General features: G+C 61.9%; 12 protein-coding genes and 1 riboswitch. Of the genes, 4 read left to right on the top strand and 8 right to left on the bottom strand.

Annotation, left to right across the window (positions count from 1 at the left end; genetic code table 11):
• Positions 1–13 precede the first annotated feature (13 nt).
• On the top strand, positions 14–1,405 hold the full coding sequence (gene hpnO, locus AB7783_RS13555; RefSeq protein WP_089265067.1) for an aminobacteriohopanetriol synthase HpnO: 1,392 nt from the start codon (positions 14–16) through the stop codon (positions 1,403–1,405).
• Between the two features lie 3 nt (positions 1,406–1,408).
• On the opposite strand, the gene AB7783_RS13550 is transcribed toward hpnO, so the two are convergent.
• The 5 genes from AB7783_RS13550 to AB7783_RS13530 all read right to left on the bottom strand — a co-directional run bounded on the left by AB7783_RS13550 (position 1,409) and on the right by AB7783_RS13530 (position 5,781).
• A complete protein-coding gene (locus AB7783_RS13550; RefSeq protein WP_441277916.1) occupies positions 1,409–2,161 on the bottom strand; it encodes an anti-sigma factor family protein in 753 nt (250 codons plus the stop codon).
• Positions 2,158–2,712 carry a sigma-70 family RNA polymerase sigma factor gene (locus tag AB7783_RS13545; RefSeq protein ID WP_441277915.1) on the bottom strand — a complete coding sequence of 185 codons (555 nt, stop codon included), beginning with the start codon at positions 2,710–2,712 and terminating at the stop codon, positions 2,158–2,160. Before AB7783_RS13545 ends, AB7783_RS13550 begins: the two co-directional genes overlap by 4 nt.
• Positions 2,713–2,791: 79 nt before the next feature.
• The gene (locus AB7783_RS13540; protein ID WP_441279697.1) at positions 2,792–3,091 is read right to left on the bottom strand and encodes a cupredoxin domain-containing protein; all 300 of its coding nucleotides are present in this window, start codon (positions 3,089–3,091) and stop codon (positions 2,792–2,794) included.
• Positions 3,092–3,133: 42 nt separating this feature from the next.
• On the bottom strand, positions 3,134–4,084 hold the full coding sequence (locus AB7783_RS13535) for a metallophosphoesterase family protein (RefSeq protein WP_441277914.1): 951 nt from the start codon (positions 4,082–4,084) through the stop codon (positions 3,134–3,136).
• 77 nt (positions 4,085–4,161) lie between these two features.
• Entirely contained in the window at positions 4,162–5,781 is a 1,620-nt protein-coding gene (locus tag AB7783_RS13530) for a GMC family oxidoreductase (RefSeq protein WP_441277913.1), read from the bottom strand.
• 165 nt (positions 5,782–5,946) lie between these two features.
• Here AB7783_RS13530 and AB7783_RS13525 point away from each other — a divergent pair, with 165 nt between their 5' ends.
• Both AB7783_RS13525 and AB7783_RS13520 read left to right on the top strand, forming a co-directional pair.
• Positions 5,947–7,119 (top strand): M20 aminoacylase family protein, encoded by a 1,173-nt coding sequence (locus tag AB7783_RS13525; RefSeq protein WP_441277912.1) that lies wholly within the window; start codon positions 5,947–5,949, stop codon positions 7,117–7,119.
• Positions 7,120–7,232: 113 nt separating this feature from the next.
• Entirely contained in the window at positions 7,233–7,730 is a 498-nt protein-coding gene (locus AB7783_RS13520; RefSeq protein ID WP_089265675.1) for a YciE/YciF ferroxidase family protein, read from the top strand.
• 201 nt (positions 7,731–7,931) lie between these two features.
• Here the strand turns inward: AB7783_RS13520 and gcvP are convergent, their stop codons facing one another.
• The 3 genes from gcvP to gcvT are packed head-to-tail and all read right to left on the bottom strand — an operon-like array spanning position 7,932 to position 12,382.
• The gene (gene gcvP, locus AB7783_RS13515) at positions 7,932–10,796 is read right to left on the bottom strand and encodes an aminomethyl-transferring glycine dehydrogenase (RefSeq protein WP_441277911.1); all 2,865 of its coding nucleotides are present in this window, start codon (positions 10,794–10,796) and stop codon (positions 7,932–7,934) included.
• A gap of 60 nt (positions 10,797–10,856) precedes the next feature.
• Positions 10,857–11,222 carry a glycine cleavage system protein GcvH gene (gcvH, locus tag AB7783_RS13510; protein WP_441277910.1) on the bottom strand — a complete coding sequence of 122 codons (366 nt, stop codon included), beginning with the start codon at positions 11,220–11,222 and terminating at the stop codon, positions 10,857–10,859.
• An 11-nt stretch (positions 11,223–11,233) separates the two neighbouring features.
• Positions 11,234–12,382, bottom strand: a complete 1,149-nt coding sequence (gcvT, locus tag AB7783_RS13505; protein WP_441279696.1) for a glycine cleavage system aminomethyltransferase GcvT — start codon at positions 12,380–12,382, stop codon at positions 11,234–11,236.
• 155 nt (positions 12,383–12,537) lie between these two features.
• A riboswitch (glycine riboswitch) is annotated at positions 12,538–12,631 on the bottom strand.
• A gap of 272 nt (positions 12,632–12,903) precedes the next feature.
• Here gcvT and alaS point away from each other — a divergent pair.
• Positions 12,904–15,582 carry an alanine--tRNA ligase gene (gene alaS / locus AB7783_RS13500; protein ID WP_441277909.1) on the top strand — a complete coding sequence of 893 codons (2,679 nt, stop codon included), beginning with the start codon at positions 12,904–12,906 and terminating at the stop codon, positions 15,580–15,582.
• The last annotated feature ends 164 nt before the right edge of the window (positions 15,583–15,746 follow it).

Below are 15,746 nucleotides of genomic sequence, written 5' to 3'. Positions count from 1 at the left end.
ACGTATGTAACTCATGGTATATCCGAATCTAGACGTTTCCGAGATGTTTGTTGAACGGGAGGCGCAGCGTAGCTCGATGCATACGCGCCATCTTAATGAACAGCTCGTTCGAGTCCTCAAGACCATCGGATATGACGTTGGCTTTCAGCGAGGCATCGGCCAGTATTTGTTCGACCGGGACGGCGCCCGTTATCTCGATCTACTGAGCGGATTTGGCGTTTTTGCGATTGGCCGGAACCATCCGGTGATGCGGAATGCGCTCAAAAGCGTGCTCGACGCCGACATGCCCAATTTGGTGCAAATGGATGTTTCCACACTCGCAGGTATCCTCTCAGAGAAGCTGCTAGAAAACGTCCCCTATATGGACAAGGTGTTTTTCGCGAACTCGGGCGCGGAAACCGTCGAGGCGGCGATCAAATTTGCTCGCAATGCGACCGGCCGCGATGGGATCGTATATTGCGATCACGCCTATCACGGACTGACCTATGGCGCGCTGTCGCTGACCGACGACACCAATTTCCGCACCGGCTTCGGCCCGCTGCTCTCGGGCTGCACCACGGTGCCATTCAACGACCTCGAAGCGCTGGAGAAGGCGCTGTCGTCCAAGCAGGTTGCCGGCTTCATCGTCGAACCGATCCAGGGCAAAGGCGTCAACCTGCCCACCGACGAATTCCTGTCGGGCGCCGCTGCGCTGTGCCGCAAATACGGCACGCTATTCATCGCCGATGAAATCCAGACCGGCCTCGGACGCACCGGAAAATTTCTGGCGATCGAGCACTGGAATGTCGAACCCGACATGATCCTTCTCGCAAAGGCCTTGTCGGGAGGTCATGTTCCTGTTGGCGCGCTGCTGACGCGAAAAAGCATCTTCGACAAGATATTCAACCGGATGGATCGCTCGCTGGTCCATGGTTCGACCTTCGGCAAGAACGATCTGGCGATGGCCGCCGGCATTGCCACGCTGGAGATCATGAAGCACGAGAAGCTGGTCGAGAACGCGGCCAAGCGCGGTGCCGAATTGCGGCTCGCTCTGCAGAATATGATTCCCGAATTCGAGCTTCTGAAAGAAGTACGCGGTAAGGGCCTGATGATCGGTGTCGAATTCGGCCCGCCGAAGTCGCTGCGCCTCAAGGCATCGTGGAACATCCTGGAGTCGGCCAGCAAAGGCCTGTTCTGCCAGTTGATCACCGTGCCGCTGTTCAAGGAGCAGAAGATCCTGACCCAGGTCTCCGGCCACGGCAGTCACACGATCAAGCTACTGCCGCCGCTGGTGGTCACCGAGGACGACGGAAAGTGGATCGAGAACTCGTTCCGTACGGTGATCGCCGACAGCCATAAGGTTCCTGGTGCGATCTGGTCGCTCGGCAAGACGCTGGTCGACAACGCCGTGCGGAAGTCAGCCTAGGTTTCAGCTCGCTCCCGTTGCAAGTTCGACCTTGCTGCCGAAATCAGCAAGTTCATCGGCGTTCAAATCGCTGACTGCCCAGTAGGTCAGGCCGCGCTCGCTCCAGTGGCGAATGTTGAAGCCCTGAACGGTTTCGATCCTGGCTACGCGTGATTCCGCATTTGTCGTCTGTGCAACGAACAGATTGATCACATGGGTGCGCCGCCGGTAGACGATGGCACCGATCGTTCGTCCATTGACATAATCAAGCCGCCCGCCGATGAGCGTGAAACCTTGCGCGGTGAGATCGACAACCGGCGGCGCCACGTCAAGCCGACCGTTGAACCAGGGCTTCACCGTGTGCTGATCGGTGGAGAGCACATCGGTGAGGTGCCCGGCCTGCAGCGCGCGCAGATGCGCCGACACCACCTCCGAAAGAATGCGCTGCTCGTCTTCATGGCGAAGTACGACGACGACGAGGCCGGTCGCAGCTACAGCGGACAACACCGATCCCATCGCGAAGCCTTTCAGCACGGCGCGACGATTTGGCGTGTGAGCCTTGGGGAGCGCCGCCTCGATGCGCTGGCGTAGCTGTGGAGGCGCCGTAAAATGCAGATCGCTGGCGGCCATTGCGGATCGCATGTCGCGATAGGTGTTCAGTTGAGCAGCGCAGCGTTGGCACGTGGCAATGTGCGCCTCGACCTCACGGACATGCCCGGCGTCGAGCTCGTCATCGAGCAATGCGTGAAGAAGAATCTCGGCCTCGTCGCAGGTCATTTGTGTGGCTCCTCTTCAGCCATCCATGCGATCCGGAGCATCGCGCGTGCGCGGGCGAGGCGTGACATCACGGTGCCGATGGGCGCGCCGACGATGTCGGAAATCTCCCGGTAAGATAGGTTTTGCATTTCTCGCAGCACGAGGATTTCCCTGAATGGTTCGGCAAGCGCGCTTACGAGACGCTGGATCGTCGTGGCATCGCGATGTCGGAGCAATTCCGCCTCCGGTGAAGCTTGTGCCTCATGCCAGAGCGGCGCGGCTTCCTGCGACTCTGCCTCGGCGATCGCGGTTGGTGAGGTCATGCGACGGGCGAACTCCGCATGGCAGATATTGCGCAGGATGGCGAACAGCCATGGTTTGATTGCAGGGCCACGATAGCTGTTGAAATGTTTCAGTGCGCGCAGATAGCATTCCTGGACGGCGTCTTCGGCGGCGTCAGCATCGCGCAGCAGATAGCGGGCCAGCGTATAGACGTCGTCGAGGCATGGCAGCGCGGCGTCGCGAAAACGGCGCGTCCTTTCGCCATCGTCGTCAGCTCTGTGCGCTGGCATCGACTTGTCCTTGCCGGCCGATGCCCGGCTGCCGGGTTTCCAGAGGCCGGGCATCGTTGTGATGCCTTGGTTTTGGCGGTTACTCAACCTTGATCATCCCCGTCATATGCGGATGCAGTGAGCAAAAATACGCGTAGTCACCTGGTGACGTGAACGTGAAGGAATAGCTGTCGTCAGTGTCGAGTGTTTTCGACCTGAATTTGCCGGCTGAGACCACGGCGTGCGGGATGTCGTCTCGGTTCTTCCAGGTGACGGTCGTGCCGATTTTGATGGTGAGCTGCGCCGGCTCGAAGGTGAAGTTGTCGATCATCACCGCGAGGTCTTCGCAGCGCGCCGCTGTCATGCAAGCGGTCATGACGGCAAGAACGGCGACACGCATGCAGATGTTGCGTAAGGCGACGGATATCATGTTGCGATGCCCTCAGCCTTGCAACGGGGTATCGATGATGGCGAGGCGTTCATCGCCCGGTTTGAAGATGATGCTGGCGATGCCCAGCAGGCCGCGTAATTTGTCGTCGGCCACCCTCATGGGGCCGGGTGAGGGCGCTGTCCCCGGTGCCGGTTGTGGAAACGCAGTAGAGCGTGCGGTGTGGAACGTGACGTTGCCTTCCACTTTCTGCATCACCTGATGGATATGGCCGTTCAGCACCGTGACCGAGCCGAAGCCCTTGAGGTAGTCCAGCGCGCGCGCGCCGTCTTCGGTGCCCCATCCCCAGGTCGGATAGACCGTCCAGAGCGGAATGTGCGCAAACACCACGATAGGTGTCGATTTAGATCGGCCGCGAAGATCGTCTTCCAGCCACGCGAGTTGTTGGGCGCCGAGGTTTCCAAGTCCGCCGGCTTTGAGATCGACGACGTTCACGAGCCCGATGAAGTGCACGCCGCTCGCATCGAAGGAATACCAGCCGGAGCCCTTGGTCCCGCGTCCGTAGCGCTCGCGGTAGAGCTTGACCTCTTCGTCGATGAAATCATGCTCGCCGGGGACGTAATGCACATCGAGCCGCGCCTGCGAGATGATGCGGTCGGCATCGTCGAATTCGGAGGCCTTGGAGAGGTGGCTGATATCGCCGGTATGGATCATGAACGACGGCTTCACCGGCATGGCTTTGATCCGGCCGATGGCTTCCTCGAGCGTGCCGATGGCATTGGGATTGGCGGGCTTGTCGAAGCCGATATGGCTGTCACTGATCTGCAGGAACGTCAGGCCGGTGGGCTCTGCCGCTTGTGCCGAATCAATCAGCCCGAGGGCGTGCGGAACGCCGCCGGCGATGCTCCAGAGCACACCGGTGCCGGCCCACGTCATGCATTCCAATACCTTTCGACGGCTCAGTCTCGGGTCGTCCTGGGAATGATCGTGATCGAATGCACTCATCGCCAATCTCCATCGCCCTGGATTGGGCTATGGGGACTGGATCGGAGATGGCGGATGTTTATTCCCGCGAAATGAGGTTATCGCGAATCCGTGATGATCATCGACGCGCCTTTTTCCGCGATCATTGCGGTTGGCGTGTTGGTATTGCCCGATGTAATCGTCGGCATCACCGAGGCGTCCACGACGCGCAATCCGGAGATCCCGTAAAAGCGCAGCCGCTCGTCCACCACGGCCATCGGGTCCGAGGCTGTGCCCATCTTCGCGGTCCCGACAGGATGGAAGATGGTGGTGCCGATATCGCCGGCGGCCTTGGCCAGGGACGCCGCATCGTCGCCAACCGATGGCCCCGGCAGATATTCTTCGGGATGATAGGCGGCGAGCGCCTGCTGCTTCATCAACCTGCGTGTCACGCGGATCGCATCGGCAGCAACCTGACGGTCGTCGTCTGTCGAGAGGTAGTGGGGAGCAATTGCCGGGGCGTCATCGGGCTTCGCCGAGCGCAGTTTGATTTCGCCGCGCGATGTGGGCTGCAGATTGCAGGCAGCAATGGTGATCGCCGGAAAGCGATGCAGCGGATCGCCGAATTTGTCGAGCGAGAGCGGCTGCACGTGAAACTGGATGTTGGCGCGTTCGCGATGGGCATCGGAGCGCGTGAAGATGCCAAGCTGCGATGGCGCCATGGTGAGCGGCCCGCGCCGGCGTAGCGCGTAATCGACGCCCATCCAGCCACGGCGGAACAGATTGTAGTAGGTCTCGTTCAGCGTGCGCACGCCGGAGACCTTGTAAATCGCGCGCTGCTGCAGGTGGTCCTGCAGGTTACGACCGACGCCCTGACGATCGAGTGTGATGTCGACACCGGCGGCGGACAGCCACTCCGCGGGCCCGATGCCGGAGCGCTGCAACAGATGCGGTGAGCCAACCGCGCCAGCACACAGGACGACTTCACCCCTGGCGCGTGCCTCGATCTCTTGGCCGTTCTGGGTGAAGCGTACGCCGACGGCGCGGCCGTTTTCGACGATCAGGCGATCGACCATCACTTTGGTTTCAAGCCGCAGGTTCGGGCGGCTCAATGCCGGTTTGAGAAAGCCACGGGCCGACGACCAGCGGCGGCCGCGCTTCTGGTTGACGTGAAAATAGCCGATGCCTTCATTGTCGCCGGTGTTGAAATCGGCGGTCTTGCGGATGCCCATTTCGGCCGCTGCATCGCCGACGGCGTCGAGTACTTTCCAGGACAGCCGCGGCTCTTCGATACGCCAACCGCCACCCGCGCCGTGATGTTCACTAGCGCCGAGGAAATGATCTTCCAATTTCTTGAACGCCGGGAGCACATCGTCATAGCCCCAGCCATTGAGGCCGAGCTGTCGCCAGTGGTCGTAGTCGGCGGCCTGACCACGCATCGAGATCATGGCATTGATCGCGGAGGAGCCGCCGATCACCTTGCCGCGCGGATAGGCCAGTGCGCGGCCATTGAGGCCGGGCTCGGGCTCGGTGCGGAACATCCAGTCGGAGCGGGGGTTGCCGATGGCGAAAAGGTAGCCGACCGGGATGTGAAACCAGATCCAGTTGTCGTTGCCGCCGGCCTCCAGGACGAGGACGCGCTTGCCGGGATCTGCCGAAAGGCGATTGGCGACGATGCAACCGGCGGTACCCGCACCAACCACGATATAATCGAAATCACCCTCGAGCCGTGTCGTCATCGTTTCCCTGCCGCATCCGTTTCACGGTCTCACCTGCCGTGCCGAAAGGGATTAACGAGGCCGCAGGCGTCTGTACAGCGTGTGATGGGACCGGTGGGGTGGGCCGTTGGCACGCGACATGCTAGACAAGGATATCGCCGTTCCACTGCATCGAGACCCTGACCCATGCCCATCATCAATCGTGTCGCCGATCTGCAACCGGAAATCATGGCTTGGCGCCGTGACCTGCATGCCCATCCCGAGCTGATGTATGACGTGCACCGGACCGCGGGTTTCGTGGCGGAGCGGTTGAAGGAGTTCGGTTGCGACGAAGTTGTGACGGGCTTGGGACGGACCGGTGTCGTCGGCGTCATCAGGGGCCGCAAGCCGGCCTCGGGCGAGCACAAGGTCATCGGGCTGCGCGCCGACATGGACGCGCTGCCGATCGAGGAAGAGACCAATCTGCCTTACGCCTCGAAGACCCCCGGCAAGATGCATGCCTGCGGTCACGATGGCCACACGTCCATGCTCCTGGGAGCGGCGCAATATCTTGCCGAAACACGCAATTTCGCGGGCGATGCCGTCGTCATCTTCCAGCCGGCCGAAGAGGGCGGTGCGGGCGCGGCGGCGATGATCAAGGACGGCCTGATGGACCGTTTCAAGATCGATCAGGTCTATGGCATGCACAACAATCCCGGCATGCCGGTCGGCTCCTTCGCGCTGCGTCCGGGTCCGATCATGGCGGCGATGGACCGCATCTCAATCCAGATCGAGGGCAAGGGCGGCCATGCCGCCTATCCACACAAGACCGTCGATTCCGTGCTGGTCGGCTCGCAGCTCGTGATGGCGCTGCAGACGATCGTTTCCCGTACCGTCAATCCCCTGGAATCCGCGGTGCTGTCGATCTGCGAATTCCATGCCGGGCATGCCAGCAACGTCATCCCGGCGACCGCCGAACTGCGCGGCACCGTGCGAACGTTGAACGCCGAGGTGCGTGATCTCATGGAGAAGCGCATGAACGAGGTGGTCAACGGCGTCGCGCTGCAGACCGGCGCGAAGATCGTGCTCGACTATGATCGCGGCTATCCCGTGGTGGTCAACCATCGCGCAGAGACCGACATGGCGGTGCGGGTCGCCAGCGAAATCTCCGGGGCTGAGAAGGTCAATATCGACATGCCGCCAGTGATGGGCGCCGAAGACTTCGCCTATATGCTGGAAGCGCGCCCCGGCGCCTTCATCTTCTGCGGAAACGGCGACAGCGCCGGGCTGCACCACCCCGCCTATAATTTCAACGACGACGCCATCGTCTACGGCACGTCCTATTGGGTGAAGCTGGTGGAGACCACGCTGGCGGCCTGACAGCGGGCGTCCACGCAATGATTTTTAATAGTTGCGTCACAACCTCAGGAACAAGACACAACAGGTGACGTTGAGCCGCGGGAAACAACCCCTGGCTTAACGGAGTGCGCGTCATGGCGACTAAGGACAAAGACCTCAACGACCTCTTTCTCGATACGCTCAAGGATATCTATTTCGCGGAAAAGCAGATCCTGAAGGCCCTGCCGAAGATGGCCAAGGCCGCAACCTCGGACAAATTGCGCGCCGCTTTCGAAAAGCATCACGACGAAACCGAAGGCCAGGTCGAGCGCCTGGAACAGATATTCGAGCTGCTCGACAAACCCGCCCGCGGCAAGACCTGCGACGCCATCCTGGGTATCCTCGACGAAGGCAAGGAGATCATGGACGAGTACAAGGGGACAAGTTCGCTCGATGCCGGCCTGCTTGCTGCGGCGCAGGCTGTCGAACACTATGAGATCTCGCGCTATGGCACCTTGAAGGCCTGGGCCACGGAACTCGGCATGAAGGACGCAGTGCGGCTGCTCGACGAGACGCTCAATCAGGAAAAGAAGACCGATGAGTCACTGTCGGTGCTGGCGAAATCAGCGGTCAATCTGGCTGCGGCGGCGTAGACTAATTTGCATCGGTGGCGCTTGCTTAACCTCTCCCCGCTCTGCGCGGGGAGAGGTCGCCGCGTCTTCGCGGCGGGTGAGGGGCATGGCAAGGTGCTCACCTCGACTACACAATTTGCGGATCGCAAGAGCCCCTCACCCCAGCCCTCTCCCCGCAAGAGCGGGGCGAGGGTGCTCGAGGCCGTCGCTTGGCGTTGAACTTTACTCTGCGGCCTGTGCGTAGTCTTCCATCGGCGGACACGAGCACACCAGATTGCGGTCGCCATAGACGTTGTCGACGCGGCCGACCGGGCACCAGTATTTGTCGGTGCGCGAGGTGCCGGCCGGGAAACAGCCTTCCGCGCGGGTGTAAGCGCGCTTCCAGTCGTCATCCGCGATATCGTGCACCGTATGCGGCGCATGACGCAGCGGCGAGGCTTCGACAGTCCAGCGGCCGCTCTCGATATCCGTGATCTCCTTGCGGATCGCGATCATCGCCTCACAGAACCGATCGAGTTCGAGTTTCGATTCCGATTCCGTCGGCTCGATCATCAGCGTCCCCACGACGGGAAAGCTCATGGTCGGCGCGTGGAAACCGTAGTCGATCAGGCGCTTGGCGATGTCGTCGACGGTGACACCGGCGGACGTCTTGAATGCGCGCGGATCGATGATGCATTCATGCGCCACGCGTCCTTTTTCGTTGCGATACAACACCGGGAAATGCGGATGCAGTCGCGTGGCGATGTAGTTCGCGTTGAGGATCGCGAGTTCGGTGGCCGAGGTGAGGCCCGCGCCGCCCATCATCAGGATGTAGATATAGGAGATCGTCAGGATCGATGCCGAGCCATAGGGTGCGGCCGACACCGGACCCACCGGCACATCGCCGTTGGCCGAGGGATGACCGGGCAAATAGGGCGCCAGATGCGCCTTGACGCCGATCGGGCCCATGCCGGGGCCGCCGCCGCCATGCGGGATGCAGAACGTCTTGTGCAGGTTGAGATGACTGACGTCCGCGCCGTAATCACCCGGACGCGACAGGCCGACCTGCGCATTCATGTTGGCGCCGTCGAGATAGACCTGACCGCCATTGGCGTGGACGATCTCGCAGATCTCGCGGATATGCTCCTCGAACACGCCATGGGTCGACGGATAGGTGATCATAATTGCCGCGAGATTGGCCGCATGTTTCTCGGCCTTGATGCGCAGGTCGTTGACGTCCACGTCACCGCGCTTGTCGCAGGCGACGACAACCACATCCATATTGACCATACTGGCCGAGGCTGGATTGGTGCCGTGTGCCGATGACGGGATCAGGCAGATATTGCGATGGTTGTCGCCGCGCGCCGCGTGATAGGCGCGGATCGCGAGCAGGCCGGCATATTCGCCCTGCGCGCCGGAATTGGGCTGCAGCGATACAGCGTCGTAGCCGGTGATGTCGCATAGCCACTTTTCCAGTGTCGCGAAAAGCTGGTGATAGCCGGCGGCCTGTTCACGGGGCACGAATGGATGCAGTGAGCCCCAGGCGGGCCAGGTCAACGGCATCATCTCGGTGGTGGCGTTCAGCTTCATGGTGCAGGAGCCGAGCGGGATCATCGCGCGGTCGAGCGCGAGATCGCGGTCCGAGAGCTTCCGCATGTAACGGAGGAGTTCGGTCTCGGAGCGATGGCTGTGGAAGACGGGATGCGTGAGGAAGGCCGAGCTGCGCTTCAGCGAGGCGGGCAGAGCGTCGCTTACGCCATGCTCGACGTCTGAATAGCCAAGTTTGCCACCGAAGGCGCGCCAGATGGCTTCCACAGTCTCCGGCGTCGTGGTCTCGTCGAGCGCGATGCCGATGGTGCCGTCACCGATGCGCAGGTTGATCTTCTCGTCCTGGGCAGCGGCAATGATGCCGTCGCGCTTGTCGCCGACGGTCACGGTCAGCGTGTCGAAGAAGGCTTCGCTCTCAGGCGCGAAGCCAAGCTTCTTGAGGCCGGCGGCCAGCACCAGTGTGCGACGATGGACCGTGCGGGCGATGTGTTTGAGGCCTTCGGGGCCGTGATAGACCGCATACATCGACGCGATGACGGCGAGCAGCACCTGCGCGGTGCAGATATTCGACGTCGCCTTCTCGCGGCGGATATGTTGTTCGCGGGTCTGCAGCGCCAGACGATAGGCGGGCTCGCCGCGAGAATCGATGGAGAGGCCGACGAGGCGGCCCGGGATCGAGCGCTTGATCGCGTCGCGCACCGACATGTAGCCGGCATGCGGACCGCCATAGCCCATCGGCACGCCGAAGCGCTGCGCCGAGCCGATCGCGATGTCCGCGCCGAGTTCGCCTGGCGAGGCCAAAAGCGTCAGCGCCAGTAGGTCGGCGGCGACGACCGCGAGCGCGCCCTTCGCTTTGAGCGCGGCGATAGCCGGCTTGAAGTCGCGCACGGTGCCGGTCGTGCCGGGATATTGCAGGATCGCGCCGAACACATCGGCTTTGTCGAGGTCAGTGAGCGGATTGCCGATCTGAAGCTTCCAGCCGAGCGGCTCGGCGCGGGTGCGCAGCACCGCGAGGGTCTGCGGATGAACTTCATGATCGACGAAGAAGGTTTTGGTCTGAACGTTTGAGGCGCGCTCGGCCAGTGCCATGGCTTCCGCAGCGGCGGTCGCTTCATCGAGTAGCGACGCATTGGCGACGTCGAGGCCGGTGAGATCGCAGATCATGGTCTGGAAATTGAACAGCGCCTCGAGTCGGCCCTGACTGATCTCCGGCTGATACGGCGTATAGGCCGTGTACCAGGCCGGGTTCTCCAGAATGTTGCGCTGGATCACCGTCGGCAGAACCGTGCCGGAATAGCCCTGGCCGATCAGCGACCTGAATACCGCGTTCTTGGCCGCCATCTCGGTCATATGCGCCAGCGCTTCGGTTTCGCTGAGCGCGCGGCCGAGATCGAGCGGCGTCTTCTGGCGAATCGAGGCAGGGAGCGTTTCGCCCATCAGTGCGGACAGGCTTTTCGCGCCGACCGTTTCAAGCATCACACGAATATCGGCTTGCGAAGGGCCGATATGGCGGCGGACGAAATCGGTGGCGACGTCGCCGGAAGATTTGTTCAGGGTCATCTGTTGTTCCTCGAACGAATTTCAGAAGTCGTCATGCCCGGCATTCGCCGGGCATGACGACTAGGCGGTGTGGGCTTTGTAGGCGTCGGCATCCATCAGGCCTTCGAGCTCGCTCTTGTCGGCGAGTTTGAGCTTGAAGAACCACGCCTTGCTGTCGGCATCGGAATTCACCAGCGCGGGCTCGGCGGCGAGCGCGTCGTTGATCGCGACAACCTCGCCGGTGATCGGCGCATAGACGTCGGAGGCGGCCTTGACCGATTCGACCACGGCGGCGGCTTCGGCCTTCTTCAGCGCGCGGCCCACTTTGGGCAGTTCGACGAACACGACGTCGCCGAGCTGTGACTGCGCGTAGTCGGTGATGCCGACGGTGACGACGTCGCCGTCAATCTGCAGCCATTCGTGGTCTTCGGTGTACAGGGTAGTCATGGGTCAGTTCCTCAACGCTTGTAGCTGTGGGGGACGAAGGGCATGGGTGACACTTTCATCGGCATGCGCTGGCCGCGAAGCTCGGCATAGACGGTGGTGCCGTCGGCTGCCTGCGCGCTGGGCAGATAGCCCATTGCAATTGGCGCGCCGAGACTGGGGCCGAAACCGCCCGAGGTGACGCTGCCGATCGATTCGGTGGAGGTCGTGTCTGCAAACAGCAGCACACCTTCGCGCACCGGCGCGCGGCCTTCCGGCAGCAGACCGATGCGCTTGCGCGGCGCGCCGCCATCGAACTGCGCCAGGACCTGGTCGCTGCCGAGAAAACCGCCGGCGCGGGCGCCGCCGGTGCGGCGGCTCTTCTGGATCGACCAGTTCAGCCCGCCTTCGATGGGCGTGGTCGTCGTGTCGATGTCATGGCCGTAGAGGCACAGCCCAGCTTCAAGACGCAGGCTGTCGCGGGCGCCGAGGCCGATCGGCAGCACGTCGGGATGATCGAGCAAGGCGGAGGTAAGGGCTTCGGCCCGATCGTTCGGGATCGAGATCTCGTAGCCGTCTTCGCCCGTATAACCGGAGCGTGAGACGAAGCAGGCAATGCCGTTCACCTGATGCGGGCCCGCATCCATAAACTTCATCGCCGGTGCCTCAGGGCAGAACTTTGCCAGCACGTCCGCCGCCTTCGGTCCCTGCAGCGCGATCAGCGCACGGTCGGGCAGGGTCTCGATGATGCAGGCGTCCGACAGATGCGCGCGCAGATGCGCCTCGTCCTCGTCCTTGCAGGCAGCGTTGACGACGAGAAACAAATGATCGCCGAAATTCGCCACCATCAGGTCGTCGAGAATGCCACCGGCGTCATTGGTGAATTGGGCGTAGCGCTGGCGGCCAGGTGCCAGCGCCAGAATGTCCATAGGCACAAGCTTTTCGAGCGCCAAAGCGGCGTCTTCGAGTTTGCCGGACTTTGCCCGCAAGGTGAGCTGGCCCATATGGGAGACGTCGAATACGCCGGCCGCCGCGCGGGTGTGGAGATGTTCCTTCAGCACGCCGGTGGCGTATTGCACTGGCATGTCATAGCCGGCGAAGGGCACCATCTTGCCGCCACGGGCGACGTGGAGGGCGTGCAGCGGCGTTTGTTTCAAAATTGAGGGTTTATCGGTCGCTAGCATATCGACAGCAGACATGTGACGGGTCCTCGCGGTTCCCCGGGACCATTCCCGGAGTGCCTGTACGAGCCCCATCTGTCGCTGTGCCTGAGAGTATTATCCCGTCGGCGGACGCCATCGGCCCATTCGGGCTCAAAGGCATCTCTTTCCAGATGCTAACCTGTCACGCGGTCCTTTTGCCTGAGAGTTTCCGGGGCGGTTGCTCCTTCGGCGCCGGCCCAAACGGGGCCGGTCTCTCCCGACGTGACGTCTTTCAACGCCGGCACAAGAGCATGCGTTCCCTGAATCTGTCAACGCGGTTCCGGCACCTATCAACGGCCCTGTGCTGCTGCGGCAAGCCCCTGATCCGCTTGAATGATCCCTTGTCATCCCCTTGCACAGTTTCTGGACAGGCCTAGTGCCGCCGGTCTAAAAGCAACCGGTTGTGGCATTGGCCGGCGGCAAATCTTCAAACAATTTGGCCGTGGGCGATTTTTAGGCGCCAAGTCTTGAACGTAACAAGTCTTGGGCGCAATGGGACTGATATGAGCGGCGTTAACGAGATCAGGTCGGCATTTCTGAATTACTTCGCGACGAATGGTCACGACATCGTGTCGTCGTCGCCGCTGGTGCCGCGCAACGACCCCACGCTGATGTTCACCAATGCCGGCATGGTGCAGTTCAAGAACGTTTTTACCGGCGTGGAGAAGCGGCCTTACCAGCGCGCCACGACCTCGCAGAAATGCGTCCGCGCAGGCGGCAAGCATAACGACCTCGACAATGTCGGCTATACCGCGCGCCATCACACCTTCTTTGAGATGCTCGGCAACTTCTCGTTTGGCGACTATTTCAAGGAACGTGCGATCGAGCTCGCCTGGAACCTGATCACCAAGGAGTACGGCTTCGCCAAGGACCGCCTGCTGGTCACCGTCTATTCCGAGGACGATGAAGCCTTCGCGCTGTGGAAGAAGATCGGCCTGCCGGACTCCAAGATCATCCGCATCCCGACCTCGGACAATTTCTGGCAGATGGGCGATACGGGCCCCTGCGGTCCGTGCTCGGAAATCTTCTTCGACCATGGCGACAAGATTCCCGGCGGCCCTCCCGGCTCGCCCGATGAAGACGGCGACCGTTTCATCGAGATCTGGAATCTGGTGTTCATGCAGTTCGACCAGCTTGCGCCGGGCAACCGCATCTCGCTGCCGAAGCCGTCCATCGACACCGGCATGGGCCTCGAGCGCATCGCTGCGGTGCTGCAGGGCAAGCACGACAATTACGACATCGACCTGTTCGTCGCGCTGATCCGTGCCATCGCCGATTTGACGGGGGCCGATCCGCAGGGCCCGATGAAGGCCTCGCTCCGCGTTATCGCCGACCATCTGCGCGCATCCTCGTTCCTGATCGCCGATGGCGTGCTGCCGTCGAATGAAGGCCGCGGCTATGTGCTGCGCCGGATCATGCGCCGCGCCATGCGTCACGGCCAGTTGCTCGGCGCCAAGGAGCCGCTGATGTGGCGCCTGGTTTGGGCGCTGGTGCGCGAGATGGGCCAGGCCTATCCGGAGCTGGTGCGCGCCGAGAGCCTGATCGAGGAAACGCTGCGCCTCGAAGAGACGCGCTTCCGCAAAACGCTGGATCGTGGTCTCGGCATTCTCGATGACAAGAGCGCGTCGCTGAAGAAGGGCGACATGTTCGACGGCGAGACCGCCTTCACGCTGTACGACACCTATGGCTTCCCGCTCGATCTGACCCAGGACGCACTGCGCAACCGCGGCATCTCGGTCGATATCGCGTCCTTCACCGATGCGATGGAGAAGCAGAAACAGAAGGCCCGCGCGTCGCGCTTTTCCTCCGGCGAGACCGCGACCGAAGCGATCTGGTTCGAGTTGCGTGAAAAACTCGGTGCGACGGAATTTCTCGGCTACGAGACCGAGTCTGCGGAAGGCGTCGTACAGACGATAGTGCAGGGCGGCCCCGAGGTGACCGAGATAAAGCCCGGTAAGGGCGGCCAAGTGATCTTCAACCAGACGCCGTTCTATGCGGAGTCCGGCGGCCAAGTCGGTGATACCGGGTTACTCATGCGCGCATCAGACGGTGCCATCATTGGTGAAGTTCGTGAGACTCAAAAGAAGGCCGGCGATCTCTTCGTTCATCACGTCCATATAGAAAACTATGGCCTGAAGGTCGGCGACGCAGTTCGTCTGGTTGTGAATTCAACCAGACGGGGTGAAATCCGCCGCAATCATTCTGCGACCCATCTTCTGCATGAAGCGTTGCGTCAAGTGCTCGGCGATCACATCGCTCAGCGCGGCTCGCTGGTGGCGCCTGATCGTCTACGTTTCGACTTTGTGCATCAGAAGCCGATCACGGCGGAAGAGCTCCGCCGTGTCGAAGACATTGCTAATAAAGTCGTGCTCGAAAACGACGAAGTCACCACGCGCCTCATGGCGGTGGATGATGCCCGTGAGGCTGGTGCCCGTGCACTGTTCGGAGAAAAATATGGCGATGAAGTTCGGGTCGTCATAATGGGGCAGGGTGACGGTAACGCGCTCGGCTGGTCGGTCGAACTCTGCGGCGGCACTCATGTGAAGCGGACTGGCGATATCGGCATGATCTCGGTCACCGCAGAAAGTGCGGTGTCGTCCGGCGTGCGCCGTATCGAGGCGCTGACCGGCAATCATGCGCGTCATCACGCCAACGAGACGATGCAGCTCGCCAAGACCGCTGCGAACGAGCTCCGCACGACGCTCGACGACATGCCGGCGCGCATCGCTGCGCTGATGGACGAGCGCAAGAAGCTGGAGCGTGAGCTCTCCGAGGCGAAGAAGACCATCGCCATGGGCGGCGGTACTGCGGCTGGCGCATCGGCTGCGGCCGGCGCAGGCGCGGACGTCAAGACCGTCGGCGACGTCAAGCTGATGGCCAAGAGCGTCTCGGGCATCGAGATGAAGGATCTCAAGAGCCTCGCCGATGCCGGCAAGAAGCAGCTCGGCTCCGGCGTGGTCGCGATCATCAATGTCGGTGAAGACGGCAAGGCCGGCGTCGTGGTCGGTGTGACCGAGGATCTGACCAAGCGCTTCAGCGCCGTCGATCTGGTGAAGCTCGCCTCTGAAGCCTTGGGCGGTAAGGGCGGCGGTGGCCGTCCAGATATGGCGCAAGCCGGCGGTCCGGACGGCGCCAAGGCCGATGCGGCGCTGGCGGCGATCGAAGCGGCGATCGGCAACTAATCCCGTCATTCCGGTCTCGCGAACGCCGCCAGGCGGGCGCGAACCCGGAATCCCGTAGTGTTTTACTATGTCGAAATTCCCCGCCATTCCAACTGGAATGGCTGAGGTTCACGCTCTCAGCTTCGCTGAGATCGCGCTCCGGAATGGCAGTGTGGGTCACACAA

This window comes from Tardiphaga sp. 172_B4_N1_3 (assembly GCF_052076035.1).
In the GTDB taxonomy this organism is placed as follows: domain Bacteria; phylum Pseudomonadota; class Alphaproteobacteria; order Rhizobiales; family Xanthobacteraceae; genus Tardiphaga; species Tardiphaga robiniae.
Note: the sequence above shows the minus strand (reverse complement) of the source record. Positions and strands in the feature narration are given on the sequence as shown.